Below are 17,305 nucleotides of genomic sequence, written 5' to 3' on the forward strand. Positions count from 1 at the left end.
GCTGCCGGTGACCGACGCCGACGGCGGGCTGGTCGGTGTAGTTGGCCTGCGCGAGCTGACGAAGGCGACCGACGCGGTGAGGGCTGTGATGTCGAAGGCTGGCACCGCCTCTCCCGATACGCCGGCGATGAGCCTGCTGCCGGTGCTCACCGACGGCCGCAGCCATGCCGTGGTCATCGTCGATGCCGAGCGACGCATTATTGGGCTGATCACCCAGACCGACCTGCTGGCAGCGGCAGCGCGCGTGCACATGGCGGACACAACGCTGGCAGCGGCATAAAATAGTGATCCGGACTTGCTCAATCCGGGAACCCGATGGGCCGCCAATAGGATAGTGGTATTAAGTGCGGCCTTCCGCCTAAGACAATTCCTTTTTACGAGTAGATCAACCCTGAAACGCGACCGCGTGCTCAGGCATCTGGTTCACGTAGGCCAAGTACGACTGCAACAACGGAACACTCTTCAACCTTGCCGGTGGCCAGAGCCAGTCCGCTATGTCGACCAAAGGCGCGGACTACAAATGGAACCATCTGGTGGACGGCTCCTCTGCAACGATGGTAGCGCGGTTCGCATGTCCAAGGCTGGGTTGAAGCTCTACGTCGCGGGTTGAATGATCCTTGGCAAGGGTCGCGGCTCAGACGCCGAGGACGCGGTTCGCAATTCCATGCAGGTGGTCCTTTCCTTTGGTTCCTGCATTTCGCCTCTGGTGAGGCGCGGCCGACTCCCGTTATGCATCACGCCGACGACCGCCGCTTCCTCGCCGCGCCAAGGGTTTGACTAGGCCGACGATAGACCATGCGATAAGCAATTCCGAAACGATGTGGCTTCCTCGCGCCAAGTCGGCTCTGTCGAACAGCGATGTCAACATGATCCTGAGTTCCGAGGGTTCGCCGCGCATCAATCCTATAACCTTGATGACGTTCCTGACTAGGAGGATGAGGCTGCTCCAACACGTCCACGGTGTTAGGAATTGCCATTGCACGAGTTGATCTCGGACTTCTTCGTCGCGCGTCGCCAATTTCCAGCCCAATACCGCGCCTACGCTTGGTACCCGAACCACGCGGCCTATCGCCCTCATGCCCACTTCGAGGACCCTCCAGGATCGGGCCTGTTCGGATAGGTGTGGGAGGCCGAAGCATCAGAGGGAACGGCCAGACGCTACCATGCGGATGCGCCATCTGCCGAAGAGCCGTACCGTTACCTTCGTCACTGTGCGGAACGCGGGGCGACCGTCGCGTCAGCCATCCGGCTTTGGGTGTCATTTCTCCCCTGGCGGAGTCCACCGCCCCCGACAAAAGCCTGACCTTTGCCAGTCTTCTACGGGCAAGCGTTCGCGCCAAAAGTTCAAAGCCGCGTCCATAAGATGAAAGCCAGCCTCATCAGATCGAGCAGAAAGTCGTCGATGGCATGTGTGAGCGCGTCAGACTTTTGTTCAAGCTGAAGCAGCAAGGCGCGCGCCTCTTCGATCGCGGCCCGGCAACCGTCTGCTTATATCAGCAATCAATCCTGTCTAAGATCTGCAAGCCCTCACCTCGCCCCAAGCCAGACTCAGCGCATCGAACGCCGTTGGAGAGAGTTTCCGACGAAAGAACATCGTCGCGTTTCGCGAAAAGGCATCGCTCGGCAAAGTGCCCGTTGATGAAGCATGCTGCGTCAAACGACAAGCAAGAACCCGGGCTCCACCCAGTGATGTCTTTGAAGGCGGTGAGCCGGCTCGGGCATGCGTCTCGGCCGCAACCCTTAATCACGAGGAACTGTGCCGCAAGGCAAACAGTTTCTCTCTATTCTTCTAGCCGCCACGGTTCAGCCTAGATTACATGGGAAACGACAATAACGCAAAGCAAAGGGTCGCAAAATGAGTAGGGTGGCTGGATCAAACGAAGATTTGGCTGCACCAACGACCTTTGGGCCACTTTTGCAGCCCACCTTTCGTTCGATCTGGCTCGCCACGCAGGTTTCGAGTCTCGGCTGGCTGATGCAGACTGTCGCCATCAGCTGGCTGATGGCAACGATCTCGACTTCCGATCTGATGGTTGCGCTGGTGCAGGCATCATCGAACCTGCCCGCTTTCGTCTTGTCCGTCTTCGCCGGGGCTCTCGCCGACAATTTCAGCCGGCGCCGGGTCATGTTCGCCGGTCGGTGCCTTATGGTGATTGCGTCCGCGATGCTGACCGCGTCCGTGGCGCTGGGCTTTGTTAGTCCGTGGATGATCCTTGGCTTCAGCTTCTTGATCGCAAGCGGCGGCGCTCTCAACGATCCCGCCTGGCAGGCGTCGGTTGGCGATATGGTGGACCGGCGCGATGTTCCCGCTGCCGTTACCCTGCTTTCCGTTGGCTTCAACACCGTACGGACCGTGGGCCCGGCGCTCGGCGGCATCGTGGTTGCCTCCTTCGGGCTTTTGGCCGCTTTTACCGTGACCACCCTCACCTATTTGGTACCCTTGGCCACCATATGGCGCTGCAAGTGGAAGGTCCGCTCGTCGCCTCTTCCGCGCGAGTCGATGAGGAGGGCCATCTATGACGGGCTGCGCTTCACGGCGATGTCATCGGAAATCAAAGCGGCGATCGCACGCGGAACCCTCTTTGGCCTGGCGAGCATCGCCATACTCGCGCTGCTGCCGCTGATTGTCCGCGACCAGTTGGGAGGAGGCCCGCTCGCCTATGGCACGCTCATGGCAGGTTTCGGAACAGGCGCGGTCTTCGCCGGCCTCTCCAACAGCCTGTTCAGACGGAGCTTGTCGCAAGAACAGCTGATGAGGCTCTCCTGCGTCGCCTGCGCGGCGTGCTCCCTCTCCCTGGCGCTTACCTCTTCGATCGGCGTGGCGGCAATTGCACTTGCTTTGGGCGGCGCAGGCTGGGTCACTGCCTGGTCCGGGGTTGGCGTGAGCGTGCAGCTGGCAAGCCCGCGCTGGGTCGTGGGGCGCACGATCTCCATCTACTATGCATTGATAGACGGCGGCATAGCGGCCGGCAGCTGGGTGTGGGGCACCGTTTCCCAGAACCATTCGCTGACCTGGGCGCTAGAGGGTTCCGCTGCGGCCCTGCTGCTCGTTGCTGCAGCCGGCGTTCTGTTTCCTCTTCGCGAGCGCCGCGAGTCCGAGCCCGATCCTTTGGAGGAATTCGACGCCCCAGCTGTCGCTCTCAGTTTGAAGCCGAGAAGCGGCCCGATCGTGGTCAAGATCGAATATCTGATAGCCGAGAGAAATGTCGAGGCCTTCCTCGACCTCATGCGGCGGCGGCGTCATGTACACAGCCGCGTCGGTGCTCGGAACTGGACGCTCCAGCGCAACCTTCAGAAGCCTATGCAGTGGACAGAAACGTTCCGAACGCCGACCTGGACCGACTACCTTCGCCTCAATCATCGTCTCACGGAAGTAGACAAGGAACTGGACGAGCGTGTCTTCCAGTTACACGCGGGAGAGAAAGCGCCTCAAATGACGCTTTCGATTGAGCGGCCGACAAGCTCGGCCCGGAAACCCGACCAGTCAATCCTTCACCTTCCCCGTCATTGAAGCCTGACCTTCCCATATCTATCAGCGATCGTTAAAGATCCGGGTGATGGATGAGAATCTCGGCGGCATCCGTGTCGTGCGTGCCTTCGCCGCGCAGCCGCACGAGCTGGAAAAGTTCGACCGCGCCAAGCAGGACGCGCCTTGATCTCGCCAATGAGCGCGTTGACATCCGTGTCGGCAACACCAGCGCCATGAATTTCTCGTTCCTGACCGCCATGGGCCTGGTGCTCTGGTTCGGTGGCCAGAAATTGGTCGCAGGTCAAATCAGCGTCGGCACGCTGGCCCTGTTGCTCACCCTCATGACCATTCTGCAGATGCCGGTGCGCCAGCTCGGATTGATGGTCAACTCGTTCGCGCGCGCCTCGACCTGCGGCACGCGGCTGTTCGAGTTGCTCGACGCCGAACTTGACATCGAGGACGCAGCGGGCGCCAGGGATCTCGTCGTCACCGACGGCGTGCTGCGCTTCGACAATGTCGGTTTCTGCTACGCGGGCTCGGGCGGCCGCCCGACGCTCTCCGGCATCTCCTTCGAGGCGAGCAATGCATCGCCGTCTAGGCAAGGCGAATGCTCCGGACTTCCCAGCCTTTCTTGCCTTGCCCGCATTCGACAAACACCTTCTGTCCCGCCACCAGCACGCTGAGCCCTGAGCGCGTCAGGGCGCTGGCATGAACGAAGACGTCCTTCTCACCGTTGTCAGGAGCAATGAAGCCGAAGCCCTTTTCGGGTTTGTACCACTTGACCGTGCCCCCGCTCTCCAGCTGCGCACCGGTTTCAATGAAGGTCCCTCCAGCGACGCGCCTATGTGACGGAGTTTTCGCGCGGTGATCGCCGATCTCCAGCACCTGCGCGACTTGATGACCTTTTGGACTTTTTTCGACCGTGATCTTGAGAGGCGTCCCCGCGGCAACATCCCGGCTTCCGGCCGCCTCTAACACTCGCACGTGCAGATAGGCCTCCGTGCCGTCCGACAGTTTGACGAAGCCAAAACCCTTGCTGACTGTGAACCACAATACCTCCGCATCGACAGGATCTGCCGTCACGGTCGGCGGGCGCTGAAAATAGCTTGGCTCGGAAGTCCGTTCCGAAAAGGAAACGGGGTCATCGTCATAGCGATGCCGGCGTGGCTCGCGATGGTCTCGATATTTGCCCATGATCATCTCGACTGGCATGGATGGCGCACTGCGCTACCGTCAAGGTAATCTCAATCGGGCGCGTTTATGTCAAAAAGGGCCGTGAAGGCCTCAGCTGTGCCCGGCCTATCGGCCGAACCCTTTGAAACTAGATTCATTTCCCCTGAAACAATAGTGCCGGGGAGTCGATTTACTGACTCGCATAGGTTGTGTTGGAGTGAGAGTGCGATGAAGCTGGCGCGGGCGCACTGGAAGGGCTTTATCAGGCATTGCGGAAAGCCTGCTCCGGGTTTCTTCAAAAGGAACCGAACGGCGGGTCGACGACCTTTTGCGCCGGCGCAGGCCTGACCGTGCATGATCATCATCTCCAGCGTCACGCCCAGCGTCGACGCCAAGCCGTGGAGAACCATGCCGCGCTGTCGCCGACGAGAACAACGTCGCAATGTCGATCGACGAGCTTTGAATCGGCGCACTCAATGGGCCTCCTTCCCCAAGCACGGATGTCGCGTTGGCACTTTTTGTGCAGCTGCGAAGAGCTAAAATCGCCACGACGGGTGGTGTTGACGCGCCGACAATTATCAGACAAAAACGGAATTCAATCGGTTCAGCCGCCTACGCGGCAGGGCTCTGCTCAACGACGTCGGGGACCATGGACGATCGCGCAAAAGGGATTAGGAAAGGCGGAGCTGGAGGCAAGGCCAACGACGTCAATGCGGACTTGATCGCCGTTGTGGTCGCCATGGACAGCAGCGCCCCCTGCGTTCTGACCATCCCGCAGGCAAACGCCCTGCCCTCCGGCCCGTTCGAGCTTGCTCACCGTTCGCTGCAGTCGGGCCTCAGGGGATGGGTGGAACAACAGACCGGCCAGCCGCTCGGCTATATCGAACAGCTCTACACCTTCGCCGATCGCGACAGGGTTGGCGCTGACGACCGCGTGGTCTCTATCAGCTATCTGGCGCTCACCCACCAAGACGAAGCTGGCGACCCGGCCGGGCGACACTGGGGAAGCTGGTACGACTATTTCCCGTGGGAGGATCACCGCTCCGGCACACCGGCGGTCGTGTTGGACGAATTGCGGCCGCGCCTGATGGAATGGGCGGATGGCACTGACGACGGTACGACACGCCTCGACCGACGACGGCGGGCGGCGATCGCCTTCGGCTTTGACGACCGCCTTTGGAACGAGGAACTCGCGCTTCAACGTTATGAGCTGCTCTACGAAGCCGCCCTGGTGGAGGAAGCAATACGCGCCGGACATTCCGCTGCGCCCACCTCCGTGTCGGGCAGATCGATGATCGCCGATCATCGTCGCATCCTGGCGACCGGCATTGCGCGGCTGCGCTCCAAGATCAAATACCGGCCGGTCGTATTCGAACTGATGCCGCCGGTCTTCACGCTTTTGCAGCTGCAGCGCACCGTGGAGGCGCTTGCCGGCAGGCTCGTGCGTAAGCCGAACTTTCGCCGGCTGATCGAGCAGCAGGAGCTGGTCGAGGAGACCGGTGAGACAACCGCGGAAACCGGCGGCCGGCCGGCGCAACTTTATCGCTTCCGTCACGCCGTTCTCGACGAGAGGGTGATAGCCGGAACAAAATTGCCGCTCTCGCGGGCTTGACCCGCCTTGCGCCAGCAGCCCTGACGATGTCGCGGACGGCTTGGCCCTTGTGAGAACCGGGATTGTCGAGAATGACGATGTCGCCCGGCTTCAGTGTTTTGTCGAGTTCGGTTTCGACATAGACGCGAAAGGCCTGCGTATTGATGGGTCCGTCAATGACCCAAGGCGCCTCCACCCGATCATGCCGCAGCGCGGTGATGAAGGTCATCGTCTTCCAATGGCCATATGGTGCGTGGGCCATCAGCCGCTTGCCGCGCACACCCCAGCCGCGCAACGGCGCCATGTTGGTCTTGACCCATGTTTCATCCAGGGAGACCAGGCGCGTAGGGTCAATGCGGGTCTGATAGCGCATCCATTGCGCACGCCCGCGCATCAGCTTTGGCTTGAGCTGCTCGGCCGGCAGAACGGTTTTTTTGAAGCTCTTGCCCTCGCGGTGCAGGAAGCGACCGACGCTCGCAGGAGACCACGTTCAGCCAGTGCCGCCGACCCGTCGATCAGATAGGGCCGATGACCACCCATCTTGCCGGGTGCCGCACTGCCACGGCGACGCTTGCGGCCTCGGGCGTTTCCTGGGCGAAGGCGGTGGCGATGAAAGCCGAGACGACGCCACAGACTGGGCTGGCGGATAGTAGTTCGCGAGTCAGCCACGGTAGCGGTCGCTACGAAGCGCGCAGCACTTTGTCATCGGTACATTCCGTCCCATGCCTGAAATGAGCAGTGCAGCCATGTCGCCTCCTCCGCAGTCACCGTGGCGAAAGCAATCCTTCCGCTGCCACACGGACCTAATGTCGCCTGGCACTAGCTTGCTTCAGCAAACCACTTAGCGCAATTCTCAGGAGCTACCGTGCCCGCATCGCAGGCGAGGTCCGGGGAGGCTTGCTCACTCAGTTTGCCATTCTGGAAAGTCGCGTTCTTGCCAACGCGCATATTCGAGATATTCTCTCGCAATCGCCTCTACAAGATCTTGTTGGAGCTCTTTGCGAAGGCACGGCATTTCGCTGATTGCCAAGCTGTGCTCTCTCGCAAAATGAATGGCGCAACGATATCCGTCAACGTCTTCCAAAATGGGACGGACTGCATCTTCCTTCCACTGATCCGCAAGTTCCTGCAGCAATGAAGGTTGTCCTTCTCTTGTGACAAACATGTCTGTGACCCGACGCTTGGCTCTTTCCAGAAAGGCGTCCGAGTTGCCGAGCCGCAACCGCCTTACATGCCACCGAAAAGCGCCGTCCCAATGCTGACTTCGCGCCATTAAATTGAGAAGGGAGATCGAACCGCCTTCGAGGATGAGCCCCGGCTGGGAACTACGCTCATCCACTTGCATTATCAGCTTACGATGGGCGGTCTCGGCGTCGATGATGCCCGCGGTTAGCGGGCGCGAATCCAAGTAGATCCGCTGGGTAGATTGCAGTTCGGAATCCGAGGGACGCCCGCTGCCGGTGGCGATTTGAGGACAGCATTGTACACGATCCAGCGCAATGACCGGCCATCCGGTCTCTCGTGCAATTTGGATTGCCGCGTCTGTTTTGCCGCTGCAGGTCGGCCCGTAAATCAAATAGATTAGCATGTGTATGCCGCTTAGTTTATCGGAACTAACCGCCCCCCAAGCACAAGATACTCGGTAGGCTTTCACCGGACTTGTCGCAAACATTTTGACAAGCGGCGATTATGCCCTGAAACGACGCCATTTTCGAACTTTGTGAAGTCCGAAAGGGCGCAAGCAGCCCGTTCTGATCGTTCAGTCCAGTCACCAACGCCTCTGTTTGACGTTTGACGACGGTCCACTTTGCACATCTCATGCCGACTGTGACGCAACGCGGCACCGCAGGATGGTGACCTCGTTGTCTCCGGCAAAAGATCCTTGCGCGTCTTGGGTTAATCGAGGCGGCGGCGCACGGGCGCCTTATTGTCTCGGAACATGGCCAGGAAGGCGGCTGATCAACAAAAGTGGAAGACGGTGTCCCGACGACCTCACCGATTTGTGAGGCGACCGAGGATCTGCCCGACATCGTCGATCTCGTCTTCGAGGTGGGCCGTGTGCCGGCCGCGCCGCCAAAGCCTCCTCCCCTGCCGGTCCGGCTGGAAGCCTCGTCGAAACGGCACAGGAGTACACCAAAGCCGCCAGCGCGCAAACACACAGACCGCCGGCGCCAAGGATTTGGCGCTTTTTGCGTGGCGTCCGCTCCGATCTTCCGGAAGGGGAGCTGGCTGCTGTTTTCTGGGCACTCGCTGCGCAACGCCGAACTGGACATCGAGCGGCTACGCGATGAACCGCATGGTCTGCCATTGTGAGGCTCTTGCTCGACACTAATTGGCCTCTCCGAGGTGACGAGGCCGAGCCCTGACGCGCGCGTGCTGGAATGGATGGACGGGCTCGATGAAGACCGCTCATTTATCAGCGTTGTGTCGATCGCCGAGATCCGGCGCGGCGCTGCCCTCATGGACAAAGGTCGGAAACGTGACGCACTGGCCGGATGGCTCGCCCGGGACCTGCCGCAGCGCTTCGAGCCGAGAGTCCTGCCCGTGGACGAACTGGTTGCCCTGGCCTGGGGCGACCTGACGGGCCTCGCGAAGCGGCGTGGCCGCGGTCTGTCATCGATGGACGGGCTGATTGCAGCCACCGCGATTTCCTGACCCATCACATGGCGGGGATATTCATGCGCTGACGGCGAAACACCCAGATGCCCCGCACCTACCACGATCAATATGGAAACGCCTCGGTGGCAGCCACGAGGTCGATGTCATTGAAGATGAGATGAAATAGGCGGATCAGCTCTGCTTTTCGCATCCTTGACGCGCGCTTCATGACAGGCCTCGGCCAAGGGCGTCGAGTTTAGCTTCTGGTTGGATGCTTGCCCTCACCTGTGGCTATGCTTACGGCCATCCCGATCGAGAAAAGCATCGAACGCGGCAGCGACAGCGCGAATTACAAAGCGATGCTCCCGCCGTACGCGGACAAAACCGTTTTCGAAGTCCACTATCCCGTCCTCGGCCAGCATCGCCAAGCGTTCAGCTGAATCGAGAAGACGGATCGGATCAGATCCGTGGGAGGCACAGATTGCCTGCACATCGGCCTCGAGATCGCACATTAGTCGCTCGATAATTGCGGCTCGCACGCGGTCGTCGTCGGTGAGGCGATAGCCCTTTGACGTCGCCAGACGGCCAGCTGCGATGTGCTGGATGTAGGAATCCCGTGTAACTTCGTTTTGGACGTACCCCTCGCCGACGCGGCCGATAGCCGACGCGCCGAAACCGATCAGGGTTCTGCAGGTGGTGGCCGAGTAGCCCAGCGAGTTACGCCGCAGGCGACCCGTTTTCTGTGCCAGCGCGAGCTCGTCGTCCGGCAAGGCGAAATGGTCGAGTCCGATCTCGCGGTAGCCGGCGGCAATCAGCGTCGCGGCCACGGCCGCATACTGTTCGGCGCGGGCAGCGCTGCCCGGAAGAACTGCCTCCTCGATGAGGCGCTGATTCTTTATAAGCGACGGGATGTGCGCATAGCCGAACACCGCAAGCCGGTCGGGGCGCATTGCGACCGCCGCCCTCGCGGTCTCGACGCAGGACTGCACCGTTTGATGCGGGAGACCGAAGATGAGGTCGAAGTTGATGCGGCTTACTCCATGCCGGCGCAGCATTTCCACGGCAGCCGACGTCTGCGCCTCACTCTGAACCCGGTTGATTGCTTTTTGAACAATGGGATCGAAGCTCTGCACGCCGAGACTCACACGGTTCACGCCGGCTGCTCCTAAGGCCTCGGCCATCTCGGCCGTGAACGTGCGCGGATCAATCTCGACGGCAACCGTAGCTGTTTTCGTGAGAGCGAAGCGGCGTCGCAGGAACTCCATCAGAGCCAGGAACTCGGCTGGTCCTATGAGAGACGGCGTTCCGCCGCCGAAATGCATGTCGCTCACGGGCAGCGTCTGCGGCGCTCGCTCCGAGACCAAACGGATCTCGTCACGCAGGGCCGCCAGATAGTTGAGGATCGGCGCATCATGGCGGGTGATGGTGGTGGGGAAGCCACAATACCAGCAAGCTGATCGGCAGAACGGAACGTGGAAATAGAGCGACACCGGATCGTCAGCCGGCAGGTTCCTGAGCCATTCCTCATAAGCCTCGGCGCCGACCGCCCCAGAGAACTCTGACACAGTCGGATAGATAGTGTACCAAGGCAGGCCGGCCTCGCGATATTTTGTGGTCTGCAACAGTTACCGTCCCATGCTGATAACCGCCAACCTTACCGCTGCGCTCGCCTGTGTCTTTGCGCTATGTCAGTCCGTTCCGCTTTGGGCTCGAAACTTGTATTTCTCAGCAATAGCGGCCGTTCAGTCTTGGCTGGACGGTCAGCGACTGGCCATGGCTGTTCCCGCCGCGACCCTCACGCGCACCGTTTGGTTCCACCATCCCTTCCCTTCAGCCTGCGCCTGGTCGAGTAGATTCTGCTGAGCGCGGCTGCCGCATCCAACGAGATAACACGGCGTTGGGACCAGACTTTGCTCGCCAGCTAGCGCAGCCCCATAGTGATCTCTGGCATCTCGATGAGCTCGTTGTGTGAATTGCTGGCAAGAAGCATTAGCTGTGGCGCGCCGTCTATCAGGACGAGAGGCTGCTCGACGCGACCGTCAGGTCGGCCGCAATGCCAAGGCCGGCGCGCCTACTGACTCCGTGGTGGAGGCAAGGCTGCGCGTCAGCGCGTGATTACCGATCATCGCGCTCGCCAAAATGACGGCGTCGTACCGAGCGGTGCCGCCGCATGATGTCTCAACGTCGGGGCTCACAGCAAACAAAGCTGTCGCCATTGAACGAAACTGTCGCGAAGCGAACAGACGAACCGTAGCCGAAACGTTTGCCGTTCGTGCTTGGGTTGATCCGCAAGGCAAAAAGGAAGGAAGAGCGAACCAAGGTCCGCCGGCACACTTGAGCTTCAAGCCGCAGCTGCGTCGTCAGGATGGCACGTCATTTGCAGTAGAAGCCTTTGTGACGGCCCGCCCACAACTAGCGGAGATGACGGGGATGATTTGTACAGAAATGTTGGATGGCGTCGTTTCGGCGATTATTATATTTGTAATAACAATGGCATATTTGTAACAATAACACCCAATCATATTCTCAATTTCTGATGAATATCCGGCGTGACGAGCGCATCAAAACTGCTCAAATTCAACTCAATGCGCATCGTTATCGACTGTTTCCTTAGCAAGAGTTCATCACTGACGTCCATTCCTTTTACTCTTTGAACGGAGATCAACAATGAACATTAGGAGCCTCCTCCTCGGCTCAACTGCGGCACTGATTGCCGTTTCCGACGCTCGCGCCGTGACCGCCGTTGCCGAGCCTGACCCGACTGAGTACGTTAAAGTCTGCGACGTCTACGGGTCGGGCTACGTCTACATTTCAGGCACTGAGACCTGCGTGCGCATCGGCGGCTATGTCCGTTACGACGTCGGCTTGGGCCATGTCGGATTGGTTGATCACGCAAGAACCTCGGATGTGAGGACTGGTGAGCATCAGGGCACATGGCAAAACAACACGCGCTTCACATTGAAAACTTGGACCGGCCAGGAGACGGAACTCGGCACGTTGAAGACCTACACCGAAACCCGCATGAACTTCGGCAACCGCCACACTTCGGTTTCGGACAGTTCTCGGTCCTATGCCTTCAACGGAGACAGCACCTTGACTTTCGCCTGGATTCAGCTTGGTGGCCTCCGAGTTGGTAAGGACTGGTCGGCCTTCGACATGTTTATTGGCGGCGCGGGTGACGTACTCAACCAGACGCCGGTTCCGTACGGCGCTTTCGATACCAATGTGGTTCAGTACTACTTCGACGCCGGGAACGGCTTTTCGGCCGTGGTTTCGCTCGAAGAAGGCTCGGGCGTGGTCGGCACAATCGACAGCTACGCACCGCACGTAGTCGGCGGCTTCAAATACACACATGGCTGGGGCGCGATCACCGGCGTTGCCGCTTATGATAGCAACTACGAATCGGTGGCCGCCAAGGTCCGTGTCGACATCAATGTCACCAACGAACTGTTGCTGTTCGGAATGCTCGGCTACGGTTCCAACGGCAAGCTCAACGACGACTCCACGAACGCCATCGACGCTCATGGTCGCGGCTTCTATAAGAGTTGGGGCGGGAACTGGGCTTTCTGGGCTGGCGCCACTTACAAGCTCAACGAGACAACTTCGTTCAACCTTCAGCTCTCCGGTGATCAGCTCAAGAACCATGGTGTCGCTGCAAACGTCGCCTATGCGTTTCTTCCAGATTTCACAGTTACGGCGGAACTCGACTATGGCCGCTACGGCAACTTCGCCGTCGGCAAGGTGGACGCTTCCAACGTGAACTGGACCAACGCCAACGAGAAGAGCAGTGTCGGCGGAATCCTGCGTTTCGAACGCTCATTCTAACGGATGAAAGGGCGCTGAGGCAGGCATCGCATGTACTTGTCGTCGGCGGATCGGACTCCAGTGGGGGTACCGGAATCGCGCGCGATATCGAGACGCTCTCCTCCATGGGCGTGCGCAGCTGCCTTGCCGTCACTGCGGTGACGGTGCAAACACACGACAGCGTCACGGACATCCTTCATCTGCAACCCAGTCTGGTGGCCGATCAGATGCGTGCAGCGATCTCGCGGGCGTCGCGGCGTAGTGAGCGCGGGCGCGGCCGTCATGATCGTGGCGGGAGGGAGAGGTAAGGAGCGTCTTTCCTTTGAGAATTCGCGTTTACGGTTACCCACGATGCACAACGGGCGAGTTTTTCAAAGAGGCGCGTGCTCCTTCGAAGCGCTTCGGAGGGCCAGGCTCTAGGCTCGCCCCGAGCCCCTGCGTAGCCTGCGGGGGAGCTGGGTCTCGGCCCATCCGGGTAACGATCCTCGCGCGGCTATGGAAACGATCGCATTTCCCGATTATCGCATAAAAAACTTGTTATCGCACGACTTAAAAAACTTGCAACTCAACAGCATCATTGACTTGTCGCTTATCAGCATTATATACTTGTAATCGCACAGCTCTAAAAAAGTTGCAAAGGCACGGCCATGGCCAAGCCCCATGAAAAACTCGCTGTATCACTGGCCGGCCTCAAAGAGCTGCAGGAGGGTGGGCGGCGCATATTCAAATCAGATGAGCTGACCCGCGTCCACCGGGAGCGGCTGCTGCAGAACGGGTTCCTGCGCGATGTTATCAAAGGCTGGCTCATGTCGACCGGCCCGCAGGCACGGCAGCAAGACACCGCCCCTTGGTACGCGAGCTTCTGGGAGTTCTGCTCCCTTTACTGCAATGACCGGTTCGGCAAGGACTGGTTCCTCTCACCGAAGCAGTCGCTGCTTCTGCACGCGGAAGCGCCCACTATTCCGCCTCAGGTGGTGGTGAACACCCCCAAAGGCACGAATAACAAAGTCGACCTGCTGTTCGGCACTTCGCTCTATGACCTCAAGGTCAAGGAGATGCCGGCCGAACTGACAGAGAAAAACGGCCAGCGCGTGTTCACTGTCGAGGCCGCCCTTACCCGGGTGCCGGAAGCGTTCTTCCAGCGCGCCCCTATCGAGATGCAGATCGCCATGGCGTCGGTGCGCGACGTATCAACCGTTCTGGCCCTGCTGCTTGATGGCGGCCATTCCGCCGTGGCGGGACGGCTTGCGGGGGCCTTCCGTCGCGTAGGACGCGACTCTTTTGCCGATGAAATCGTGGCCGCCTTCAAAGCCGCCGGCTGTGACGTGCGCGAATCCGATCCGTTCGCGGGACAAATTGGAGTGACAACTATTGCGGCGGGCGTACCGCCGTTGGTCGCCCGCCTGCGCGCGATCTGGCAATCGCAGCGCGAAGCCATCATCGAGATATTCCCGAAGGCACCCGGACTGCCGTCCGACAAAGACGCCTATATGAAGTTCGTCGAGGATATCTACGAAAGCGACGCCTACCATTCGCTGTCGATAGAAGGGTACAGCGTCACCCCGGAACTCATCGACCGGGTGCGCGAGGGGAGCTGGAATCCGGAGATTGATGAAGAGGACCGCAAGAACCGAGATGCGCTTGCCGCGCGTGGCTACTACCTCGCATTCCAGAAGGTCAAAGACTCTGTTGCCGCGATCATCAACGGCAAGCCAGCCGGCGCGTTGACGCGGGACACTCACCGGGAGTGGTACCGGGAGCTGTTCGCGCCGTCAGTGACCGCCGGCATCCTCAAAGCCAGCGCGCTTGCGGGATATCGCAATCACCCTGTGTACCTGCGCGGCTCGCAGCACGTGCCGCCGCGTACCGAAGCGGTGGCCGATGGTATGAATGAGCTGTTCGACCTGCTGGAGGCGGAGAAGGAGGCCTCCGTGCGTGCCGTGCTGGGGCATTGGCTTGTGGGCTATGTGCACCCCTATCCGGACGGCAACGGACGAATGGCGCGGTTCCTCATGAACGCGATGCTGGCTTCAGGCGGTTACCCCTGGACAGTCGTCAGAGTCGATGACCGGAAGGCCTACCTCGCAGGGCTGGAGGAGGCGAGCGGCAATATGAATGTGAAAACGTTCGCCGCCTTTCTCGCCGAACGGGTGAAGTGGTCTATGGAGAAGGCGGCGTGAGGTCGGTGGTGTGCCATGTTTAACTTGCTTGTCTCGGGCCACGGCGAGTGGTGGGAAACGCCGCGGTTCACGTCAACCATTGACCGGTTCGAGGAATCTAGCGGCGCCGAGGCCGAGGCTATCGACCTCGCGCCCTGAAACATTGCGCCGGCTGGAGGAAATCCCGGCGCTTTTGATGTACGAAGTCGGGGCGGGAGGCCCGCACGCGCGCGTGGTCCGGCACAGCCGCATACGCAATATCGTTCGGCGCGGACACGAACTGGCCTTCACCTTCGAGCCCGATCCGAAACATGCCTTTCTCGACCGGTCAGCGGTGTTGAGAATTGCGGACCGGCTGGGCATTCAACAGTTCGAACAGCACCGTACGCACTGGGCGATCAAGGATGGTGACATTCCGGCCGAGCTGATTGCCACCAGCACCGCTGAACGGGCGCAGCGCACCGTTGCCGTGGTTGCGGCAGAATATGTACAAGCGCCGCGAGGGACGAAGGAGAGAAGCTGCCGAACTGGCCGAAGAACTGGAGGATTTTCCTCCCTCGCTGGAGAAAGCACTGTCGCTCGTGCCGGCGCGTATCCTTCAGCAGCCGACACCCGAATTATACCCGATCCTTGGGATAGAGCCCCGCACGCCCGAAGGCCACAACGCCGTCGTGGCCGTCGTCGCAAGGGATCACAATGGGCAGGACTTGCCTGCCGACTGGTCTTATTCGCTGGCGTGGTTCCTGGACCTTTACGGCAGCGCGACGGAAGCGGGGCGCCTTGACGGCGCGCTGGCCGAATGCGCATCGCATATGATCGCGCTCGGCACTGGGAGGGAGAAGCCGCCGCCCCGGTTGAAGATATCGGCTACGCACTCTGGCGCTGTTCGCGAAGCCCGAAACTTATCGGCGATCTGCGCCGGGAAATTGCGGTCCTGACTGATCGCCTCGTGCGCCGCCAGGAGGGTGGGGGCTACTGGAATGAAACTAGAGAAGGGGTTCCCCGGCCCGGCCTGCGCGCCACGGCCCTTGCGACAGTCGCCCTTCAGCGGCTTGGCGATGACCGCTACCACGACGCAATTCGGAAGGCCGTGTCATGGCTGATCACACAAGTTATTCCTGACACAGGCGCGCTTCCGCGCGACGCGGGCGACGACGATCCCGAGGTCATCGCCACGACACTCGCGATGGAGGCTATTCGCCGGTCTGATTCTGTCGATGACGTGCCCCACGTGCTGGCGGCTGGAGATGCCTGGCTGGTCTCCGGTCAGACCGTGCTGGGAGGCTGGCAGGCAGAGCCGTGGGCAGAGGATTTTGTCGCGGCCTTGGTGCTTGAATATCTCGCGCGCCAAAACGAGATGCTGCCGCAGGTCGATGGCTTTCTCCTGATGGCGCGCGACTTCTTCCGCAAGGCAGAAGAGCTGCAGCTGGAAGGCGGCGCCAATAATCGGCGGCTTGCTGCCATAGCGACCGTGCATGCTGTGGAAATGTTCCTCTACGGGCTGTTTGAGCGGCGGGAAGATTTGGCGCTGTCAGCCTTCCGCGAAAACGGCACTGAGACGCTCGGCCCCCGGACAGCGCCTGGGTTCAGAGGACAAAATTGATCAGTGGTTCGATGCCAAAACCAAGGCCCTGAATGACTGGCAAAGGGATGAGCTAAAAAAGAAATGGGGCACGATGTAAAACGTGCTCAGCTCGCGATCCCGCATGGATAGTCGTCAGCGACATCGTCTTCGATTTCAGCGTGAAGCCCCGCCTGTCAAGCGAACGCGGCAACGCAATTCTCGTCGCCTCCAGCATCTACGAAGCCTGCAAGTACTTCGAGCTTTTTCAAAAGACCCGTTCCGCAACAAGTGCGCCCTGATCAAATCGTACAATCCGAATGCGCAGGACATCACAAAGGAAGGGACGGGCGCCAACACCGATACCGACCGGCAGGTCATTTACAACACCTACACCGAGTTGCTGAAGGGCGTTGAGGCCAAGGGCGGTTTGTCCAAAACCGAGGTGTACGAGGAGGCGGCCAAGGCTCTTTTCACCAAGGAGCCGGCGAACATGAAGCTGCTGGTGGTCGTCGACAAGCTGCTCACAGCTTTCGATGCGCTGCACCTATGTCTACATAGACACGTCTATGCAGGACCACGGCCTGTTCCAAGCGATTTGCCGGACCAATCGGCTTGACGGCGAGGACAAGGATTTCGGTTATATCGTCGCCTACAAGGGCCTGTTCAAGAAAATTGAGAATGCGATCGCGGTCTATACGTCGGAACTTGATCATTCCGACGACGGGCCGGCTCCGGATGTGCTGCTCAAGGACCGTCTGAAAAAAGGAAAAGAATGTCTCGATCAAGCCCTGGAACGCATTGTCCTGCTTTGCGAGCGTGTGGAGCCGCCGAAAGGAGAACTGGAATACATCCACTTCTTCTGGATACCCTCCGGCGAAGGCCGCCTTGCGAGAGGACGGCACGGTAGCGAGGCTGCGCTCTTAAGGTCGCCCTTACGAGCGAAGTTA

The 17,305-nt window shown here is 60.0% G+C and carries 12 protein-coding genes and 6 pseudogenes; 13 read left to right on the top strand and 5 right to left on the bottom strand.

Annotation, left to right across the window (positions count from 1 at the left end; all coding sequences use genetic code 11):
• From NKH60_RS33070 to NKH60_RS33080, 3 genes and pseudogenes are all read left to right on the top strand, one after another.
• On the top strand, positions 1-280 hold a 280-nt coding region (locus NKH60_RS33070), incomplete at its 5' end, for a CBS domain-containing protein (protein WP_352874843.1).
• A 1,575-nt stretch (positions 281-1,855) separates the two neighbouring features.
• Positions 1,856-3,511, top strand: coding sequence for an MFS transporter (locus tag NKH60_RS33075; protein WP_352874845.1), 1,656 nt, complete (start codon positions 1,856-1,858; stop codon positions 3,509-3,511).
• A gap of 28 nt (positions 3,512-3,539) precedes the next feature.
• Positions 3,540-4,089: pseudogene (locus NKH60_RS33080) on the top strand (ABC transporter transmembrane domain-containing protein); the annotation flags it as partial.
• Here the strand turns inward: NKH60_RS33080 and NKH60_RS33085 are convergent.
• Entirely contained in the window at positions 4,064-4,681 is a 618-nt protein-coding gene (locus tag NKH60_RS33085; RefSeq protein ID WP_352874846.1) for a cold-shock protein, read from the bottom strand. The pseudogene NKH60_RS33080 and the gene NKH60_RS33085 sit on opposite strands and share 26 nt — an antisense overlap.
• Positions 4,682-4,940: 259 nt before the next feature.
• Positions 4,941-5,144: pseudogene (locus NKH60_RS33090) on the bottom strand (3-methyl-2-oxobutanoate hydroxymethyltransferase); the annotation flags it as partial.
• Between the two features lie 147 nt (positions 5,145-5,291).
• Between NKH60_RS33090 and NKH60_RS33095 the strand changes: the two are divergent.
• Positions 5,292-6,254, top strand: coding sequence for an NUDIX hydrolase (locus NKH60_RS33095; RefSeq protein WP_352874848.1), 963 nt, complete (start codon positions 5,292-5,294; stop codon positions 6,252-6,254).
• Between the two features lie 7 nt (positions 6,255-6,261).
• Here NKH60_RS33095 and NKH60_RS35250 read toward each other — a convergent pair.
• Together NKH60_RS35250 and NKH60_RS33105 are read right to left on the bottom strand one after the other, a co-directional pair.
• A pseudogene (locus NKH60_RS35250) lies at positions 6,262-6,588 on the bottom strand (transposase); the annotation flags it as partial.
• Between the two features lie 546 nt (positions 6,589-7,134).
• Positions 7,135-7,821, bottom strand: coding sequence for an isopentenyl transferase family protein (locus NKH60_RS33105; protein WP_352874850.1), 687 nt, complete (start codon positions 7,819-7,821; stop codon positions 7,135-7,137).
• Positions 7,822-8,201: 380 nt separating this feature from the next.
• Between NKH60_RS33105 and NKH60_RS33110 the strand changes: the two genes are divergently transcribed.
• A complete protein-coding gene (locus NKH60_RS33110; RefSeq protein WP_352874852.1) occupies positions 8,202-8,546 on the top strand; it encodes a hypothetical protein in 345 nt (114 codons plus the stop codon).
• Positions 8,543-8,885 (top strand): annotated as a pseudogene (locus NKH60_RS33115) (PIN domain-containing protein); the annotation flags it as partial. The gene NKH60_RS33110 and the pseudogene NKH60_RS33115, both read left to right, overlap by 4 nt.
• Positions 8,886-9,112: 227 nt before the next feature.
• Here NKH60_RS33115 and hemN read toward each other — a convergent pair.
• Complete coding sequence (gene hemN, locus NKH60_RS33120; RefSeq protein WP_352874854.1) at positions 9,113-10,453, bottom strand: oxygen-independent coproporphyrinogen III oxidase; 1,341 nt, start codon at positions 10,451-10,453, stop codon at positions 9,113-9,115.
• A 517-nt stretch (positions 10,454-10,970) separates the two neighbouring features.
• Here hemN and NKH60_RS33125 point away from each other — a divergent pair.
• From NKH60_RS33125 to NKH60_RS35255, 7 genes and pseudogenes are all read left to right on the top strand, one after another.
• Positions 10,971-11,336, top strand: coding sequence for a hypothetical protein (locus NKH60_RS33125; protein ID WP_352492844.1), 366 nt, complete (start codon positions 10,971-10,973; stop codon positions 11,334-11,336).
• A gap of 162 nt (positions 11,337-11,498) precedes the next feature.
• A complete protein-coding gene (locus NKH60_RS33130; RefSeq protein ID WP_352874855.1) occupies positions 11,499-12,656 on the top strand; it encodes a porin in 1,158 nt (385 codons plus the stop codon).
• Between the two features lie 14 nt (positions 12,657-12,670).
• Positions 12,671-12,880, top strand: a pseudogene (locus NKH60_RS33135) (bifunctional hydroxymethylpyrimidine kinase/phosphomethylpyrimidine kinase); the annotation flags it as partial.
• Between the two features lie 402 nt (positions 12,881-13,282).
• Positions 13,283-14,815 carry a Fic family protein gene (locus NKH60_RS33140; RefSeq protein ID WP_352874857.1) on the top strand — a complete coding sequence of 511 codons (1,533 nt, stop codon included), beginning with the start codon at positions 13,283-13,285 and terminating at the stop codon, positions 14,813-14,815.
• A gap of 464 nt (positions 14,816-15,279) precedes the next feature.
• Positions 15,280-15,732 carry a hypothetical protein gene (locus NKH60_RS33145; protein ID WP_352874859.1) on the top strand — a complete coding sequence of 151 codons (453 nt, stop codon included), beginning with the start codon at positions 15,280-15,282 and terminating at the stop codon, positions 15,730-15,732.
• A 152-nt stretch (positions 15,733-15,884) separates the two neighbouring features.
• On the top strand, positions 15,885-16,397 hold the full coding sequence (locus tag NKH60_RS33150; RefSeq protein WP_352874860.1) for a hypothetical protein: 513 nt from the start codon (positions 15,885-15,887) through the stop codon (positions 16,395-16,397).
• Positions 16,398-16,500: 103 nt separating this feature from the next.
• Positions 16,501-17,305 (top strand): annotated as a pseudogene (locus tag NKH60_RS35255) (type I restriction enzyme subunit R domain-containing protein); the annotation flags it as partial.

The organism is Mesorhizobium sp. M1006 (assembly GCF_040318825.1).
GTDB lineage: Bacteria > Pseudomonadota > Alphaproteobacteria > Rhizobiales > Rhizobiaceae > Mesorhizobium.

Excerpts from the sequence above, each read along its gene's own strand:
- NKH60_RS33075 (WP_352874845.1), top strand. The coding sequence starts at position 1,856 with ATGAGTAGGGTGGCTGGATCAAACGAAGATTTGGCTGCACCAACGACC.
- NKH60_RS33095 (WP_352874848.1), top strand. The coding sequence starts at position 5,292 with ATGGACGATCGCGCAAAAGGGATTAGGAAAGGCGGAGCTGGAGGCAAG.
- NKH60_RS33140 (WP_352874857.1), top strand. The coding sequence starts at position 13,283 with ATGGCCAAGCCCCATGAAAAACTCGCTGTATCACTGGCCGGCCTCAAA.
- NKH60_RS33145 (WP_352874859.1), top strand. The coding sequence starts at position 15,280 with ATGTACAAGCGCCGCGAGGGACGAAGGAGAGAAGCTGCCGAACTGGCC.
- NKH60_RS33085 (WP_352874846.1), bottom strand. The coding sequence starts at position 4,681 with ATGCCAGTCGAGATGATCATGGGCAAATATCGAGACCATCGCGAGCCA.
- NKH60_RS33125 (WP_352492844.1), top strand. The coding sequence starts at position 10,971 with ATGACGGCGTCGTACCGAGCGGTGCCGCCGCATGATGTCTCAACGTCG.
- NKH60_RS33105 (WP_352874850.1), bottom strand. The coding sequence starts at position 7,821 with ATGCTAATCTATTTGATTTACGGGCCGACCTGCAGCGGCAAAACAGAC.
- NKH60_RS33130 (WP_352874855.1), top strand. The coding sequence starts at position 11,499 with ATGAACATTAGGAGCCTCCTCCTCGGCTCAACTGCGGCACTGATTGCC.